Below are 16,966 nucleotides of genomic sequence, written 5' to 3'. Positions count from 1 at the left end.
AACAACAGTACCTGCCCGGACCCTCGCAGGTCCGGGCAGGTGCTGAGGTCTAAACCACATTGACCCGATGAGCGAAAGTCAGGAAATGCTCAGCGTGGCGTCGTCGACAACGAAGCTGGTCTTCAGCGAGGAGTCCTCGACGCCGGTGAACTTCAGCGTCACGGTCTGCCCGGCGAAGGCCGACAGGTCGAAGGTCTTCTGCACGAACCCGGTGGCCGCGTTGGCGTTGGAGTACGTCGCCAGCGTGGTCGAACCGGCCTGGACGGTCAGCTTGTCGTACGCGGTCGAACCGGTCTCCGCGGTGTCGATGTGCACCCAGAAGCTGAACGAGGCCTTGCAGCCGGCCGGGATCGACACGGTCTGCGACAGGGTGTCGGTGTGCGAGGAGCCGTAGCCGTCCATCCACGCCTTCCAGGAGCCCGCGTGCGCGGCCTCGCCGGAGGCGTTGTCGACCACGCCGCTGGAGGCGGTCCACGGGGCCGCGGTGCCGGTCTCGAAGCCGCCGTTGCCGATCAGCTGGGCGGCCGTGCAGCCGCCGGTGGGCGGGGTGGTGGTGCCGCCGCCGAGCAGCGCGCTGGTCAGCTGGTCGGCGACCGGGGTGCCCCAGCCGGTGACCTGGTCGTAGCCGGCCTTGGTGGAGAAGTCCTGGTTCTTGCCGGAGGTGACGTCGTGGAAGACCGAGCCGTAGCTGCTGGAGTTGGCCAGCGCGTAGAGCTTGGGGTTGGCCTCGCCGAGCACCGCCTGGCCGGCCGCCTTGGCCTTCTGGTTGTACAGCGCGGTGTAGCCGGACCACAGCGGCGCGGCCGCCGAGGTGCCGCCGTAGGTCTGCCAGCCGCCGACCGTGTAGATCGCGAAGCCGCTGGCCGGGTCGGCGTTGGAGGAGACGTCCGGGACGGTGCGCATGGTGCCGCTCACCCCGGTGCCGGTCTGCCAGGACGGCTTGGCGAACTGGGTGGAGACGCCGCCGCCCGCGGTGGACCAGGCGCTCTCCGAGGAGTAGGCGTTGCCGCTCACCTTGAGGTTGGTGCCGCCGACGCCGGTGTTGTACGGGCTGGACGCCGGGAAGTCGACCGCCTTGACGCTCGAGCCGCTGTCCGAGCGGGTGCAGTCGCGCGAGCCGTCGTCACCGGAGGCCGAGAAGATCGATATGCCCTGGGCGGCGGCCTGCTTGAAGGAGTTGTTCACCGCGGTCATCGAGGCCGCGGTGGTGTCCGGCTCGCAGGAGCCCCAGGAGATCGAGATGACCGAGGCCCGGTTGTCCGCCACGATCTTGGCGGCCATGTCGATCTCGCCCTGGTCGCTGTTGGGGGCCTCGTAGACCAGCTGGGTGGCCTTCGGGGCGACGCCGCGGACGATCTCGCTGTCCAGCTCGACCTCGCCCTGGCCCTCGCCCGGCTTGCTGTCGTAGCTCGCGCCGTCCACCGAGACGGTGGAGACCGCCGGGCCGGACAGGCCGTACTGGCCGTCGTAGGTGGTCAGGTTCGAGGACTGGTAGCCGTCGAACTCCCAGAGCGCGACGGTCACCCCGGTACCGTCGGCGCCGACCTTGCCCAGGTTGTAGGCGCCGTCGTACTGCGCCGGGCCGAAGCCGCTGGGCGCGGCCTTCGGGGTCGAGCCGTTCGGCTTGGCCAGCTGGGCCTTGCGCACGGTGTGGTTGTTCAGGCCGAGCACGCCGTCGACCACGCCGGCCAGCGCGGCCGGCACCGAGGCGGCGGAGTCGTTGGCGAAGAAGGTCCGGCCGCCCTGGGTCGGGTCGGTGTAGGAGCTCTCGTGGGTGCCGAAGGCCTTGGCCAGCTGGTCGGCGGTGCCCTGGGCATTGACCACCTGGCGGTTGGCGCTGACCGAGGAGACGGACAGGCCCTGCGAGGTCAGGAACGCGCGGACCTGCTCCACGTCGGCCTGGGTCGGGCCGTAGGCGGCGGTGAACTGCTCCGGCGTCAGGTAGTGGCCGTACTCCGGGGTGCCCGGGGTGGCCACCGCGGCCAGGAAGCGGTCCAGGCCGGCGGTGTTGCGCAGCTTGAGGCTGACCGACACCGAGAGCTGCTGCGCGGCGGGGACGTCGCCCTGCTTCTGCGAGCGGGCCACCGCGGGGGTGACGGTGTTGGGCAGGGACACGCGGGCGCTGGCGTTGGGGACCGGCGCGGCCTGGGCGGTGGAGACGCCCAAGGAGAAGGCGGTGAGCGGCAGGACGGCGATAGCCGCGGAAAGGGCGAGCGAGCGGGGTCGCACGGGCTCCTCCGGAAAGTGTGGGGCGTTCCGGGTTCGAAAACGCTTTCCAGACCCTCGCAGAGAATTCGAGTGAATAGGCCCATGGCCCGGCAATTGCTTACTAAAGAACAGTCAAGTGTGGACGGCGAATTCATGAACAGAATTGGTGCCGATGAATACAGTGAATAGCGCCCGAGGAGAACGGAGTTACACTCGGCCCCATGGCTGACCCCCGCGACCCGCGCCCGCTGACCGGCGAACCGCTCTCGCTCGATCTGCTCAACACGCGCTGGGCCGGCACCCCCGTCAACGACCTGCTCACCGACCTCGACGGCTACCGTACCTGGCTCGCCTCCAACTGCCTCGCCGGGCGCTGCCCCGCCGACCAGCAGGGCCTCGACGCCGTCCGGGCCACCCGCGACGCGCTGCAGTCGCTCCTCGACGACGCCGCGGCCGGCCGGCCCGCCGACCCGCGGGCGCTCAACGCGATCCTCGCCCGCGGCCGGCTGCGCCACAGCCTGACCCCGGACGGCCCCGAGCAGCGCGTCGAGGTGGACGGCGAGCAGTGGCTGGCCGCCTGGCTCGCCGCCGACAATTACCTCGAACTCCTCGGCCGGGGCGCGCACCGCATCAAGGCCTGCGCCCACCCCAACTGCATTCTTCACTTTTTCGACACATCCCAGAACGGCCGCCGCCGGTGGTGCTCGATGGCCGTCTGCGGAAATCGGGCGAAAGCCGCCAGACACTACGAGAAGGCCACCCGCTGACCGGTGGGGGAACGCTACTCGGACGCGCTGCCCAGCCACTCGGTCAGGGCCGCCCGCAGCTCCCCCTCGGTCGGGTCGACGGCCGCCCAGGCCGCGTAGCCGTCCGGCCGCACCAGCAGCACGGTGTCCCGCAGCTTGCCGTGCGGGTCGGCCGGGGCCGCAGTCACCAGCCGCTGCGCCCACGGCCCGGCCACCGGCAGCTCGTCGTTGGCGACCAGCACCGCCCGGCCGGCCCGCAGCGCCTCGTACAGCCGCGCCGGACCGCCCGGCCGGTCCACCGCCAGCCGCAGGTCAGGTACCCGCCGCCCGGCCAGCGGGTGCGCGTCGGCCGGCGCCGGGTAACGGATCGCCAGGCCGGACACCTGCCGGGCGCCGAGCCGGGCCAGCGGGCCGAGCCGGTCGGCCGCCGAGACCACCACCGACCGCAGCGCCCGGGTCGGCGCGGACTGCGCGAGCGCGGCCCGGATCAGCGCGCCCGAGCTGCGCAGCACCGCCCGGCCGACCGGGTGGCGCTCCTGCTGGTAGCTGTCCAGCAGGGCGTCGGTGGCCTCGCCCCGGCAGGCCGCGACCAGCTTCCAGCTCAGGTTGGCGGCGTCCTGCAGGCCGGTGTTCATGCCCTGGCCGCCGGCCGGGGAGTGGCAGTGCGCCGCGTCCCCGGCCAGGAAGACCCGGCCCGAACGGTAGCTGGGCACCTGGCGTTCGTCGCTGTGGAAGCGCGACAGCCAGCGCGCGTCGTGCAGACCGAGGTCCTGCCCGAGCACCGTACGGGTGAGCTCGGCCAGCTCGGACAGGTCGGGCCGGGCGTCGTCCCGCACGCGCCGGTGCCGGTCCCAGGCGATCACCCGGTACCAGCCGTCGCCGAACGGCACCAGGAAGGCGAACCCCGCCTCGGTGGCACCGACCGTCAGCACCTCCTCGGGCTCACGCTCCAGCCGGACGTCGGCCAGCAGCACCGAGTCCACCACCGACTCACCGGGGAACGGGATGCCCAGCAGGTCCCGGACGGCGCTGCGCACACCGTCCGCGCCGACCACGTACCGCGCCCGGTGCTCCTCCAGCGGCCCGTCGGCGCCGCCCCGGCGGCAGGTCACCGTCACCGACCGGCCGTCCTGCCGCAGCCCGGTCACCTCGGCGCCCCGCAGGATCGTCGCACCGGCCTTCGACGCCCGCTCCTGGAGCAGGCGTTCGGTGTTGGACTGCGGGGTGATCAGCACGAACGGGAAGCGGCTGCGCAGCTGCCCCAGCTCGATCCGCAGCCGGCCGAACAGCCGCAGCGAGCGCAGCGCCGTCCCGGTCGCCACCAGGTCGTCGGCCAGAGCGCGGGCGTCCAGCAGCTCCAGGGTGCGGGCGTGCACGGCGAACGCCCGGGTCAGGTTCGACTCGGTGTCGCGCTTCTCCAGCACCGTCACCCGCAGCCCGGCCGCGGCGAGGTCGCCGGCCAGCAGGAGGCCGGTCGGGCCGGCTCCCACGACCAGTACGTCGGAGCCGATCTGATTGTCTGACATAGGCCATCTCCCGGTGGTCGGCACGGCACTTCGGGGCTGCGCGTCGGAACGCGGTGCGACGGGGCGGGCGGCGCGGTCCGGCTTCTCAGGGTGCTCTCAGCCTCCCATCATCGCGGCCCCATCCGGGGCTGTGAATGTCCTTCCCATGACTCAGCCCCTGACGCACGGCACGGCCCTGGTCGATCCGGCGTCCACGGACCGGCGCAAGCCGCGCGTGGGCACCGTCGAGGTGGTCGTCCCCGTCTTCAACGAGGAGCACACCGTCGAGCGGTGCGTCCGCCGCCTGCACGCCTACCTCGACGAGACCTTCCCCTACCCGTACCGGATCACCGTCGCCGACAACGCCAGCACCGACGGCACCTGGGCGGTGGCCACCGCGCTGGCCGCCGAGTTCCCCCGGGTGAACGCCGTCCACCTGGACCTCAAGGGCCGCGGCCGGGCGCTGCGCCAGGTCTGGGGCGCCAGCGAGGCCGACGTGGTGGCCTACATGGACGTCGACCTGTCGACCGGCCTGGAGGCGTTCCTGCCGCTGGTCGCGCCGCTGCTGTCCGGCCACAGCGACCTGGCCATCGGCAGCCGGCTGCACCGCGGCTCGGCGGTGGTGCGCGGCCCCAAACGGGAGTTCATCTCGCGCACCTACAACCTGCTGCTGCGGGCCACCATGGCGGCCAAGTTCTCGGACGCGCAGTGCGGGTTCAAGGCCGGGCGCACCGAGGTGGTCCGGCGGCTGCTGGAGGAGGTGGAGGACAACGCCTGGTTCTTCGACACCGAGCTGCTGCTGCTGGCCGAACGGTCCGGCCTGCGGATCCACGAGGTGCCGGTGGACTGGGTGGACGACCCGGACAGCCGGGTGGACATCGTCCGCACCGCGCTGGACGACCTGCGGGGGATGGCCCGGGTGGCCCGCCGCTCGCTGGCCGGCACCGGCCGGGTGGAGCTGCCTGAGCGGGTCCGGCAGGCGCAGCTGCCGCCGGGCCTCGGCTGGCAGCTGGCGAGCTTCGCGGTGATCGGGACCCTGTCCACGCTGGCCTACGTGCTGCTGTTCCTGATGCTGCGCCAGGCGGTGCCGGCGCTGTTCGCCAACGCGCTGGCCCTGGGGGTGACGGCGGTGGTCAACACGGCGGCCAACCGGCGTTTCACGTTCGGCGTCACCGGCCGCCGGGACGCCCTGAAACACCAGGTGGAGGGCGGGATCGCATTCCTGCTGGGCCTGGTGCTGAGCAGCGCCGCGATCGGGCTGCTGCACCTGCTGCGGCCGCAGTCGGCGCACGCGGCGGAGCTGGCCGCGCTGGTGGCGGCGAACGCGCTCGCCACGGTGGTGCGGTTCCTGCTGCTGCGGGTGTGGGTGTTCAACCCGCGCCGGGCCCGGCGGTCCTGACGCCCAGCCACGAGAACTCCGGTGGCCCGCTCCGACTCCCCCCGGGAGCGGGCCACCGGACCGGTTGTCAGACGTGCCGGCGGATCTCGACGGTGCGGAACCGGTTGGCGACGAAGGCGCCGTCGCAGTAGGCCGCGTTGGCCGCCGGGTTGGCGCCGGTGCCGTGCAGGTCGGAGAAGGCCGCGGTCTGGTTGACGAAGACCCCGCCGGTGAGGTTCAGCGAGAGTGAGACGCCGGCGTCCAGGCAGGCGTCGACCAGCGCGGCCTCGACCTCCTCGGAGACCGTGTAGGCCCCGGCGGTCATCGCGCCGTGCTCCTTGACGGTGCGGCGCAGCAGCTCGACCGCCGCCTCGGTGGAGTCCACCGCGACCGCGAACGCCACCGGGCCGAAGCACTCGCCGAGGAACGCCGCCCGGTCGTCCGGCTTGTCCGCGTCGACCGTGATCAGCGCGGGGGTGCGGATGGTCGCGCCGGGGAACTCGGCCGACTCCACCACCCGCGGGGCCAGCGCCGGCTCGCCGTACTCGCCGCCGGCCGCGGCGACCGTGCGGGCCAGCACGCCCGGGTTGACCACGGCGCCGAGGATCGCGGCGGCCTTGGCGTCGTCGCGCAGCAGGCCCTGGACGGCGGCGGCGAGGTCCGCGACCACCTCGTCGTAGGACTTGGAGCCCTCGTCGGTGCGGATGCCGGTGCGCGGGATCAGCAGGTTCTGCGGGGTGGTGCACATCTGGCCGCTGTAGAGGGACAGCGCGAAGGCCAGGTTGCCGAGCATGCCGCGGTAGTTGTCGGTGGAGTCGATCACCACCGTGTTGAGGCCGGCCTTCTCGGTGTAGACCAGGGCCTGGCGGGCGTTGTCCTCCAGCCAGTCGCCGAAGGCGGTGGAGCCGGTGTAGTCGATCAGCTTGACCTCGGGGCGGACGGCCAGCGTCTTGGCGATCGTGCCGCCCTCGTGCTCGGCGGCCAGGCACACCAGGTTGGGGTCGAAGCCGGCCTCGGCGAGCACCTCGCGGGCCACCTCGACGGTCATCGCGAGCGGGAGCACGGCCCGCGGGTGCGGCTTGACCAGGACCGGGTTGCCGGTGGCCAGCGAGGCGAACAGGCCCGGGTAGCCGTTCCAGGTCGGGAAGGTGTTGCAGCCGATCAGCAGCGCCAGGCCGCGCGGCACCACGGTGAACTCCTTGACCATGGTGAGCGGGTCGCGCTTGCCCTGCGGCTTGGTCCACGGCGCGCTCTGCGGCAGCCGGGTCTGCTCGGCGTACGCGTAGGCGACGGCCTCCAGACCGCGGTCCTGGGCGTGCGGGCCGCCGGCCTGGAAGGCCATCCCGTACGCCTGGCCGGTGGTGTGCATCACCGCGTGCGCGAACTCGTGCGAGCGGGCGTTGATCCGGGCCAGGATCTCCAGGCAGACCGCTGCCCGGGCCGCCGGGCCGGCCGCCGCCCAGCCGGGGCGGGCCGCCTCCAGCGCGGCGATCAGCGCGTCCGGGTCCGCGTGCGGGTAGCTGACGCCGAGCTCGATCCCGTACGGCGAGGCCTCGCCGCTCACCGGGTCGCCGCCGGCCGGCTGGCCCGCGATCTCGAACAGCCGGCCGAGGCGGGCCTCGAAGGCGGCCTTGCCGTCCGCCGGGCCGCTCTCGCCGTAGGCCTTCGGGAACTCCGGGTACGGGGACCAGTAGTCGCGGCTCCCGATCGCGGCGAGGGCGCGGTCGAGGGTCTCCTGGTGGCGTTCGATCAGTTCGGCGACCGGAGGGGTCGGGGTCGCAGCAGCCATGGTGCGCTCCTCATAGGGGCGGGCTCGGTGAGGCGGTGCAGGGTACACCTCAGCGTAACCGAACGATCGGTCGGGGCAAGACCCCCCGGGGGGTTGCGTCCGGAGCGCCCGCCCGCCCGCGGCCTACGGGATGCCGAGCTCGAACAGCACGTAGCCCGCGTACCAGCCGGAGGCGACGGCCGCGGTGCCGAGCACCACGGCCAGCGAGGTGCGCGACAGCCGGCGCAGGGCCACCGCGACCGGGATGAACAGCGGGAAGGCGGGGAGCAGGTAGCGGGAGGTGTTGCCGAAGATCTGCTGGCTGCCGAGCACCAGGACGATGGTGACCACCGTGTAGACGAGCAGGTGGACCGGCAGGCGCAGCCGGACCAGCAGGGTCAGCAGGATCGGCAGCGTGACCACCAGCAGGACACCGATCAGGTCCTCGGTCGGGTAGGCGAACAGGTAGTTGTTGTGGCCGAGCAGCACGCCCTCGAAGACCTTCAGGGTGTGCGCGCCGCTGTCGAAGTAGTGCAGCCAGCCGCCGCGCTGCAGCTTGAAGTAGCCGGTCAGGTCGCCCATCTGCCAGCCGACCCAGGCGATGTAGCCGAACAGGCCGAGCGGGGCGACGGCCCCGGCCACCAGCGGGCCGAGCACGCCGTCCCGGCGGCGGTACAGGGCGAGCAGCGCGGCCACCCCGAGCGCGGCCACCAGGGCTGCGGCGGTCGGCCGGTTGAGCCCGGCGACGAAGGTGGTGACCCCGGCCGCGAGCCAGTTGCGCTCCAGCACGAACCAGCAGGCCCAGACGGCCAGCGCGACGAACAGCGAGTCCGAGTAGACCGCCCACTCGGCCCCCGAGCCGGGGAACACGCCCCACAGCGCCGCCGCGATCACACCGGTGCGGCGGTCGGTCAGCGCCGCCGTGAGCCGGTAGATCCCCGCCGCCGCGACGAACGACGCCACCACCGAGACCAGCATCCCCGCGCCGTACAGGCCGAGGCCGGTGACCGCCGAGACCATCTTGATCAGGCCGGGGTACAGCGGGAAGAACGCCGAGGAGTCCTGCTGGTACGACCAGACCTGGCCGACCAGCGGCACCAGGTGCGGGTGGTAGCCGTTCTGCGCCACCTGCTGGTACCACCAGCCGTCCCAGCCGCCGAGCACGTCCCACGGGTGCCTGCCGCCGCCGAACCGGGGGTCCTTGGTGAGGTACTCGCCGGACCACTCCAGCAACCGCATGAACACCGCGAAGCCGATCAGCTTCACCGCGCCGTACAGCGCCAGCGCCGGGCCGTACTCCCGCGCCGCGCCGCGGGCCCCGGCGCGCAGCCGCCCGGGGCGCCCGGCCGGGGCGGGGCCCGGTCCGGTGGTGTGCGGAGGTCCCTCGACGTCCGCTTCGGCCATCACGTCCATGGGGATGTGGTCCTGACTTCCGCTGGTGGTCACCCGGAGATGATCCCCCAGTGTGCCGTGCGCCCCCAAGGCCGAACAGTGGTCCGTACCAATCCGTCCTGCCGGTGTCCGGGAGGGCGCGGGTAAACTCCCAGCACCGCCGGGCCGAGGCCCCGAACCGGGAGTGTCCGATGACTTCAGTGCCGCCGCCCGCCGTCACACTCTCCGTGGTCGTGCCGATGTTCAACGAGCAGGAGGCGCTGCCCGCCCTGGTCGAGCGGCTGCGGCCGGTCCTCGACGGCATCGGCGTGCGCTACGAGGTGGTCGCCGTCGACGACGGCAGCGCCGACAAGACCCCGGCCCTGCTCCGGGACGCCCGGGCCGCGTGGCCCGAGCTGAGGGTGATCAGGCTGCGCCGCAACAGCGGCCACCAGGCCGCCCTCACCGCCGGCCTGCACCGGTCGGCCGGCGCGTACGTCGCCAGCATCGACGCCGACCTCCAGGACCCGCCCGAGAAGATCCCCGAGATGCTGGAGCTGGCCCGCACCCGGCAGCTCGACGTGGTCTACGGCGTCCGCGGCGACCGCAGCACCGACAGCGGCTTCAAGCGCCGCACCGCGGGCGCCTACTACTGGCTGATGCGACGGCTGGCCGGCAAGCAGGTGCCCGCCCAGGCCGGGGACTTCCGGCTGCTCAGCCGGGAGGCCGTCGACGCCCTGAAGTCGCTGCCCGACCAGCAGCAGGTCTACCGCCTGCTGGTGCCGTGGCTGGGCTTCCCCAGCGGGGAGGTGCACTACCACCGCGACGAGCGGGTGGCGGGCGAGACCAAGTACCCGCTCAGCAAGATGGTCCGGCTCGCGCTGGACAGCGTCACCGGCTTCTCCGCGGCGCCGCTGCGGATCGCCACCTGGCTGGGGGTGGTGAGCTTCTTCACCTGCCTGGCGATGCTGGTCTTCACCATGACCGCCTACCTGGCCGGCCACACCGTGCCGGGCTGGACCTCGCTGTTCACCGGCATCCTGTTCATCGGCGGGGTGCAGCTCATCTGCGTCGGCCTGCTCGGCGAGTACATCGGGCGGATCTACACCGCGGTGCAGCGGCGGCCCACCTACTTCATCGCCGACGACTCCGCAGACGACCCGGCCCGGGAGTTCTGACCCGAACCGCACGCGCCAGGACCCGTCCAGGACCCGGCCCCGGCTCCCCGGGCCCGCGGACGCCGGGGATACTCGTGCACATGGCCGAGAACTCCACCCGCACCGCGTACACCGTCGACTCGCTGCTCGCCGTCACGGTGGAGGTCTTCAACGAGCGGGGCTACGACGGCACCTCGATGGAGGACCTGTCGCGGGCGGCCGGCATCTCCAAGTCCTCGATCTATCACCACGTCCGGGGCAAGGAGGAGCTGCTCAGGCTGGCCGTCGGACGGGCCCTGGACGCCCTGTTCGGCATCCTCGAGGAGCCCGCGGCGGCCACCGGCCGTTCGGTGGACCGGCTGGAGCACGTGGTGCGCCGCACCGCCGAGGTCCTGCTCGCCGAACTCCCCTACGTGACACTGCTGCTGCGGGTGCGCGGCAACACCGGGACCGAGCAGTGGGCGCTGGAGCGCCGGCGCGACTTCGACCACCGGGTGGCCGAGCTGCTGCGCGCCGCCGTGGCCGAGGGTTCGCTGCGCTCCGACGTCGAGCCGAGGCTGGCCACCCGGCTGCTGTTCGGCATGATCAACTCGATCGTGGAGTGGTACCGCCCGGGCAGCCGCAGCGCCGACGGGGTCGCCGACGCGGTGGTCCACCTCGCGTTCGACGGCCTGCGGGCCGCCGACCGCGCAGCACGCCCGCAGGGCGCCTAGCTCCGCGGCGGACCGGGGCGGTTCAGCGGGTCGGGCTACGGTGCCGGGTCCGGCGGGACCTGGTCGGTCTCCTCGAACACCAGCAGGGTCTGCGTGGTGAGCACCTGCGGGACGGACTGGATCCGGTTCAGCACCAGCTCGCGCAGCGCCCGGTTGTCGGCCGTGTGGACCAGCAGCAGGACGTCGAACTCGCCGCCGACCAGTGCGATGTGCGCCACCCCCGGCAGCTGGAGCAGCTGCTCGCGCACCGTCCGCCAGGAGTTCTGGACGATCTTCAGGGTGATGTAGGCGGACGCCCCCTGCCCGGCCCGTTCGTGGTCGACCCGGGCGGTGAAGCCGCGGATGATGCCGTCCTCGACCATCCTGGATATCCGGGCGTAGGCGTTCGCCCGTGACACGTGCACCCGCTCGGCCACCGAGCGGATGGAGGCGCGACCGTCCTGCTGCAGGAGCCGCAGGATCGACCGGTCGACACGGTCGAGTCTGGACGTCTGTTCAGCCGACATGGCCCCCTACCCTCCCCGATTGGACGTGCTGATCCCAGGAGACCCCGGTTGAGGCCGAATGTCCACCACCTTGTCGCGACTGTGGCCAGAATGACCAGTCGACCGAACAATCGGTAGGGAGCGACGGCGCCCCGTGCCGCCGCCCGCCGCACCCGCACCACGGCATCACCACTGCCCCTGCAGCACCCTCCCCGACCCTTGGAGGTGCCCGAGATGACCGTTCTCGATCACAGACACCCGGCCGCCGTCCCCGGCTGGCTGCCCGGCGCCACCGGACCCCGGAGCGATCCGGCGCCGCTGCTGCCCGACGCCACCCCGGTCCGGGTGCTCGGCACCCCCGCGCTGGAGAAGACCGACCCCGAGCTGCTGCACGAGCTCTACCGCCGGCTGGTGGTCGGCCGCCGCTACAACCAGCAGGCCACCACCCTCACCAAGCAGGGCCGGCTCGCCGTCTACCCGGCCTCCACCGGCCAGGAGGCCTGCCAGGTGGCCGCCGCGATGGCCCTCGGCGAGCAGGACTGGCTCTTCCCCAGCTACCGCGACACCCTCGCGGTGGTCTCCCGCGGCGTCGACCCGCTGGAAGCGCTCACCCTGCTGCGCGGCAACGCCCACACCGGCTACGACCCCAAGGCCACCCGGACCGCCCCGCTCGCCACCCCGCTGGCCACCCAGGCCCCGCACGCCGTCGGCCTCGCCCACGCGGCCCGGCTGGCCGGCGACCCGGTGGTCGCGCTCGCCATGCTCGGCGACGGCGGCACCAGCGAGGGCGACTTCCACGAGGCGCTGAACTTCGCCGCCGTGCTGAACGCCCCGGTGGTCTTCCTGGTGCAGAACAACGGCTACGCCATCTCCGTGCCGCTCACCCAGCAGTCCGCCGCGCCGAGCCTCGCCCACAAGGCCGTCGGCTACGGCATCCCCGGCCGGCTGGTCGACGGCAACGACGCCCCCGCCCTGCACGCCGTCCTCACCGAGGCCGTCGAGCGGGCCCGCTCCGGCGGCGGCCCGACCCTGATCGAGGCACTCACCTACCGCATCGAGGCGCACACCAACGCCGACGACGCCACCCGCTACCGCGAGGACGACGAGGTCGCCGCCTGGCGCGAGCACGACCCGATCCTGCTGATGGAACGCCACCTGGCCGCCGCCGGGATGCTGGACGACGCGCTGGTCCGCGACTGCGCCGCCCAGGCCGAGGACCTCGCCGCCCGGATGCGCGCCGAGTTCCACGCCGACGCCCAGCTCGACCCGATGTCGCTGTTCGCCCACGTCTACGCCGAACCCACCCCCCAACTGCGCGAGCAGGCCGACCAGCTCGCCGCCGAACTCGCGGCCGAGGCCGAGGTGCACCACTGATGACCACCGCGACCCCCGTCCGCGGCGCCCGCACGGCCAGCATGGCGCAGGCGCTCAACTCGGCCCTGCGCGACGCCATGCAGGCCGACCCGGCGGTCCACGTCCTCGGCGAGGACGTCGGACAGCTCGGCGGTGTCTTCCGCATCACCGACGGCCTGACCAAGGAGTTCGGCGCCGACCGCTGCCTGGACACCCCGCTCGCCGAGGCCGGCATCCTCGGCACCGCCGTCGGCATGGCCATGTACGGCCTGCGGCCGGTGGTCGAGATGCAGTTCGACGCCTTCGCCTACCCGGCGATGGAGCAGCTGTTCTCGCACGTCGCCAAGATGCGCAACCGCACGGCCGGCCGGCTCCCGCTGCCGATCACCATCCGGATCCCCTACGGCGGCGGCATCGGCGGCGTCGAGCACCACAGCGACTCCTCCGAGGCCTACTACACCCACACCCCCGGCCTGCACGTGGTCACCCCGGCCACCGTCGCCGACGCGTACGGGCTGCTGCGCGCCTCGATCGCCTCCGACGACCCGGTGGTCTTCCTGGAGCCCAAGCGGCTCTACTGGGGCAAGACCGAGTTCGACCCGGCGCTCCCGGTCGAGCCGATCGGCAGGGCGGTGCTGCGCCGCACCGGCCGCTCCGCCGTGCTGATCACCTACGGGCCCTCGCTGCCGGTCTGCCTGGAGGCCGCCGAGGCGGCCCGGGCGGAGGGCTGGGACCTCGCGGTGCTGGACCTGCGCAGCCTGGTGCCGTTCGACGAGCAGACCGTCTGCGAGGTGGTCCGCTCGATCGGGCGGGCCGTCGTGGTGCACGAGGCGAGCGGTTTCGGCGGGGCGGGCGCGGAGATCGCCGCCCGGGTCACCGAGAAGTGCTTCCACCACCTGGCCGCGCCGGTGCTGCGGGTCACCGGTTTCGACATCCCGTTCCCGCCGCCGATGCTGGAGCACCACCACCTGCCCGGGGTGGACCGGATCCTGGACGCGGTCGCCCGGCTGCAGTGGGAGGACTGACGTGATGCCCGTGGTACGCGAGTTCACCCTGCCGGACCTCGGTGAAGGTCTCACCGGGGCCGAGGTGGTGCGCTGGATGGTCGAGGTCGGCGAGGTCATCGCCGTTGACCAGCCGGTGGTCGAGGTGGAGACCGCCAAGGCCGTGGTGGAGGTGCCCTGCCCGTACGGCGGTGTGGTCACCGCCCGGTTCGGCGAGGTGGGCGAGGAGGTGCCGGTCGGCGCGCCGCTGGTGACCGTCGCGGTCTCGCCCGGCGAGGGACCCCCGGTGACCGGCGGCGGCGCGGACGAGCGCCCGCTGGTCGGGTACGGGGTCGCCGACGGGCCCAAGGGCGCCCGGCGCGGCCGGATCCGCCCCGGCGCCCCGGCCGCCGCCGCGGCCGCTGCTCCGGTCATCGCTCCGGTCATTGCTCCGGCTCCGGCCGTACCGGTGGCGGTCGCCACCGCCGCGCCGTCGGTGGTCGCGGTGATCTCCCCGCTGGTCCGGCGGCTGGCCCGGGAGCACGGCGTCGACCTGGCCGCGCTCACCGGCAGCGGCCCGGACGGGCTGATCATGCGGGCCGACGTGGACCGCGCGGTCGCCGCGCCCGCCGCGCCCGCCGTGCCGGCGGCCGCCCCGGCCGTGGTGCCGGGCGCCGCCGAGGACGAGCTCGTCCCGCTGCGCGGCCTGCGCCGCACCGTCGCGGAGAAGCTCACCCGCAGCCACCACGAGATCCCCGCCGCGACCTGCTGGGTCGACGCGGACGCCACCGCCCTGATGGAGCTGCGCGCGCAGCTGAACCGCGCCGCCGGACCGAAGATCAGTGTGCTGGCGCTGCTGGCCCGGATCTGCACGGTGGCGCTGGCCCGCTTCCCGGAGCTCAACTCCAGCGTCGAGCCGGACGGTTCGGCGATCCGCCGGCACGCCGCCGTGCACCTGGGCTTCGCCGCCCAGGGCGAACGCGGCCTGGTGGTACCGGTGGTGCGGGACGCCCACACCCTGGGCACCGAGCGGCTCGGTGCCGAGCTGGCCCGGCTGACCGAGGCGGCCCGGGCCTCCTCGCTGACCCCGGCCGAGCTGACCGGCGGGACCTTCACGCTGAACAACTACGGCGTGTTCGGGGTGGACGGCTCGACCCCGATCCTCAACCACCCGGAGGCGGCGATGCTGGGGGTCGGCCGGATCACCCCGAAGCCGTGGGTGCACCAGGGGGAGCTGGCGGTCCGCCAGGTCACCCAGCTGTCCTTCACCTTCGACCACCGGGTCTGCGACGGCGGTACGGCGGGCGGGTTCCTGCGCTTCGTCGCCGACTGCGTGGAGCAGCCCGGAATGCTGCTGCGACAGCTGTGAACCGTCACCGTGCGCGCCCTTCCCGGCGCGCACGGTGGCCATAGGTCGGGCGAGCGTAGCGTGCGGGCGGGCCGGTTGTCCGGCCTTCGTCCGTCTTGTCGGATGAGCTGTTCGGGCGTGCCACTCTGCTGAAGGCGTCAGCAGAGACAGACCAGGTGTGGTTGGGACGACCGGAAGCGAAACGATTCTCTTGGGCACTCGTCAACTCGCGGTGAAGGCACGCCCGCTGAAAGTCAGGGCCGGACACGGATCGACGGCGGCCGCGGCCGTGCCGGGCCTCCCGCACACTCCCCCCGAACCGTCGCCCGGCCCGCAGGGCCCCCGGGCCGCGCAGGACCCCCCGGCCCCCGAGACGCCCCGGACCCCCGGGCCTCCGCCGGTCACCGCGGCCCCGCCGATGCCCACCGAGCCGCCGCGCATCCCCGCACCGGCAGCACCCGCAGCACCGGCCGCGCCCGCCCCCGGGCCCGAGGCGCCCGCCGGGGCCCCCGCGCCCGCCGCCCCGCCCGCGCCCGTAACCCGGTACGAGCCGCTGTTCACCGACGCCCCCGGGCTCAACTGGTCCGGCCCCGGCGACCACTGGAGCCGGGCCTGGGCCCTGGACACAGTGGCCGCGGCCCCCGACGCACCGCCGCGGCCGCCCGCCGGGCCGCCCGCCGCCGAACCCCCGTCGCACCCGTCCGCCGCCCCCGCCGTGGCCGCCCCCGACGCGGCGGCCACCGCGCCGCCCACCCCGCGCGACATCCAGCTGATCCGGGCCAGCCTGGCCGTCGTCGAACCGGTCGCCGACCGGGCCACCGCCCACTTCTACGCGCTGATCTTCCTGCACCACCCCGAGGTCAGGGCCCTGTTCCCGGCGGCCATGGACGTCCAGCGGGACCGGCTGTTCCGGGCCCTGCTGCTGGCGGCCCGCAGCGCCGACGACCCGGCCGGCCTGACCGGCTACCTGACCCGGCTCGGCGAGGGCCACCGCAAGTACGGCACCCTGACCGGCCACTACGGCCCGGTCGGCGAGTGCCTGGTGGCGGCGCTGGCCAAGTTCTGCGGCAGCCGCTGGGACACCGAGACCGAACTGGCCTGGCGCCGGGTCTACGGCCTGGTCTCCCGGATCATGATCGAGGCCGCCGAGAGCTCCGCCCGCACCTCGCCACCCTGGTGGCAGGCGGAGGTGGTCTCGCACCAGCAGCGCACCCGGGACATCGCCGTGATCACCCTGCGCCCCGACCAGGCCTACCCGTTCCGGGCCGGCCAGTACGCGACGGTCGAGACGCCCTGGTGGCCCCGGGTCTGGCGGCACTTCTCGTTCGCCACCGCCCCCCGGCCGGACGGCCTGCTGACCTTCCACGTCAAGGCCGTCCAGGCCGGCTGGGTGAGCGGCGCGCTGGTCCACCGGGCGGCCCCCGGCGACGTCCTGCGGCTCGGCCCGGCGGCCGGGCGGATGGTGCTCGACGAGGCCGACGGCAGCGACCTGCTGCTGCTCGGCGGCGGCACCGGGATCGCCCCGGTCCACGCACTGGTCGAGGAGCTGGCGCAGCGGGGCGCGGACGGCCGCTCGGTCGAGCTGTTCTACGGCGCCCGCAGCCGGGCCGAGCTGTACGAACTGGACGCGCTGCGCCGGATCGAGCAGAGGCACCGCTGGCTGTCGGTGCACCCGGTGCTGTCCCCGCCGGCGCAGGCCCCCGGTGTCGCGCTGGCCGGAGAGCTGCCGGAGGTGGTCGCCCGGTACGCGCCCTGGCACGGGTACTGCGCGTACCTGAGCGGACCGGCGGCGATGGTCCGGCGCGGCGCCGCGGCGCTGGCCCGCGCCGGGGTGCCCGCCGAGCGGGTGCGGCACGCCGAGCGAGTCCCGCTGCCCGTGCCGGGCCAGCAGCTCCCGGACCCGGACCTCGTCCTCGGGGGTCAGCTCGGGCTCGGGCTTCTCCGGCCGCAG

12 protein-coding genes and 1 pseudogene are annotated in these 16,966 nt (G+C 73.7%); 8 read left to right on the top strand and 5 right to left on the bottom strand.

The features are described from left to right. Positions 1-78 precede the first annotated feature (78 nt). Positions 79-2,229, bottom strand: coding sequence for a protease pro-enzyme activation domain-containing protein (locus AB0D08_RS18415; RefSeq protein ID WP_359889923.1), 2,151 nt, complete (start codon positions 2,227-2,229; stop codon positions 79-81). Positions 2,230-2,429: 200 nt separating this feature from the next. On the opposite strand from AB0D08_RS18415, the gene AB0D08_RS18410 reads away from it, so the two are divergent. After that, positions 2,430-2,975, top strand: coding sequence for a CGNR zinc finger domain-containing protein (locus AB0D08_RS18410; protein WP_033818310.1), 546 nt, complete (start codon positions 2,430-2,432; stop codon positions 2,973-2,975). Positions 2,976-2,989: 14 nt separating this feature from the next. Here AB0D08_RS18410 and AB0D08_RS18405 read toward each other — a convergent pair whose 3' ends face one another. Next, positions 2,990-4,480 carry an FAD-dependent monooxygenase gene (locus AB0D08_RS18405; protein WP_033818309.1) on the bottom strand — a complete coding sequence of 497 codons (1,491 nt, stop codon included), beginning with the start codon at positions 4,478-4,480 and terminating at the stop codon, positions 2,990-2,992. A 145-nt stretch (positions 4,481-4,625) separates the two neighbouring features. On the opposite strand from AB0D08_RS18405, the gene AB0D08_RS18400 reads away from it, so the two are divergent. Continuing rightward, entirely contained in the window at positions 4,626-5,858 is a 1,233-nt protein-coding gene (locus AB0D08_RS18400) for a bifunctional glycosyltransferase family 2/GtrA family protein (RefSeq protein WP_082526230.1), read from the top strand. A 67-nt stretch (positions 5,859-5,925) separates the two neighbouring features. On the opposite strand, the gene paaN is transcribed toward AB0D08_RS18400, so the two are convergent. Next, positions 5,926-7,626 carry a phenylacetic acid degradation protein PaaN gene (gene paaN, locus AB0D08_RS18395; RefSeq protein WP_033818308.1) on the bottom strand — a complete coding sequence of 567 codons (1,701 nt, stop codon included), beginning with the start codon at positions 7,624-7,626 and terminating at the stop codon, positions 5,926-5,928. A gap of 123 nt (positions 7,627-7,749) precedes the next feature. After that, complete coding sequence (locus AB0D08_RS18390; protein ID WP_233288917.1) at positions 7,750-9,051, bottom strand: glycosyltransferase family 39 protein; 1,302 nt, start codon at positions 9,049-9,051, stop codon at positions 7,750-7,752. A gap of 137 nt (positions 9,052-9,188) precedes the next feature. Here AB0D08_RS18390 and AB0D08_RS18385 point away from each other — a divergent pair, with 137 nt between their 5' ends. Both AB0D08_RS18385 and AB0D08_RS18380 read left to right on the top strand, forming a co-directional pair. Next, complete coding sequence (locus AB0D08_RS18385) at positions 9,189-10,154, top strand: glycosyltransferase family 2 protein (protein ID WP_359889917.1); 966 nt, start codon at positions 9,189-9,191, stop codon at positions 10,152-10,154. An 80-nt stretch (positions 10,155-10,234) separates the two neighbouring features. Next, positions 10,235-10,846 (top strand): TetR/AcrR family transcriptional regulator, encoded by a 612-nt coding sequence (locus tag AB0D08_RS18380; protein WP_149037923.1) that lies wholly within the window; start codon positions 10,235-10,237, stop codon positions 10,844-10,846. A 35-nt stretch (positions 10,847-10,881) separates the two neighbouring features. Here the strand turns inward: AB0D08_RS18380 and AB0D08_RS18375 are convergent, their stop codons facing one another. Next, the gene (locus AB0D08_RS18375) at positions 10,882-11,352 is read right to left on the bottom strand and encodes an Lrp/AsnC family transcriptional regulator (protein WP_359889914.1); all 471 of its coding nucleotides are present in this window, start codon (positions 11,350-11,352) and stop codon (positions 10,882-10,884) included. A gap of 204 nt (positions 11,353-11,556) precedes the next feature. Here AB0D08_RS18375 and pdhA point away from each other — a divergent pair, with 204 nt between their 5' ends. The 4 genes and pseudogenes from pdhA to AB0D08_RS18355 all read left to right on the top strand — a co-directional run. Beyond that, positions 11,557-12,705, top strand: coding sequence for a pyruvate dehydrogenase (acetyl-transferring) E1 component subunit alpha (gene pdhA, locus AB0D08_RS18370; RefSeq protein ID WP_233288918.1), 1,149 nt, complete (start codon positions 11,557-11,559; stop codon positions 12,703-12,705). After that, complete coding sequence (locus AB0D08_RS18365) at positions 12,705-13,709, top strand: alpha-ketoacid dehydrogenase subunit beta (protein ID WP_033818303.1); 1,005 nt, start codon at positions 12,705-12,707, stop codon at positions 13,707-13,709. The genes pdhA and AB0D08_RS18365 overlap by 1 nt, the downstream gene beginning before the upstream one ends. Before the next feature lie 4 nt (positions 13,710-13,713). After that, positions 13,714-15,036 carry a dihydrolipoamide acetyltransferase family protein gene (locus AB0D08_RS18360; protein WP_359889911.1) on the top strand — a complete coding sequence of 441 codons (1,323 nt, stop codon included), beginning with the start codon at positions 13,714-13,716 and terminating at the stop codon, positions 15,034-15,036. 397 nt (positions 15,037-15,433) lie between these two features. Next, positions 15,434-16,804 (top strand): annotated as a pseudogene (locus tag AB0D08_RS18355) (globin domain-containing protein); the annotation flags it as partial. Positions 16,805-16,966 lie beyond the last annotated feature (162 nt).

The sequence above is a fragment of the Kitasatospora sp. NPDC048540 genome (genome assembly GCF_040651175.1).
Classification (GTDB): Bacteria; Actinomycetota; Actinomycetes; order Streptomycetales; family Streptomycetaceae; genus Kitasatospora.
The sequence above is the reverse complement of the archived record's forward strand: the minus strand, read 5'-3'. Positions and strand labels throughout refer to the sequence as shown.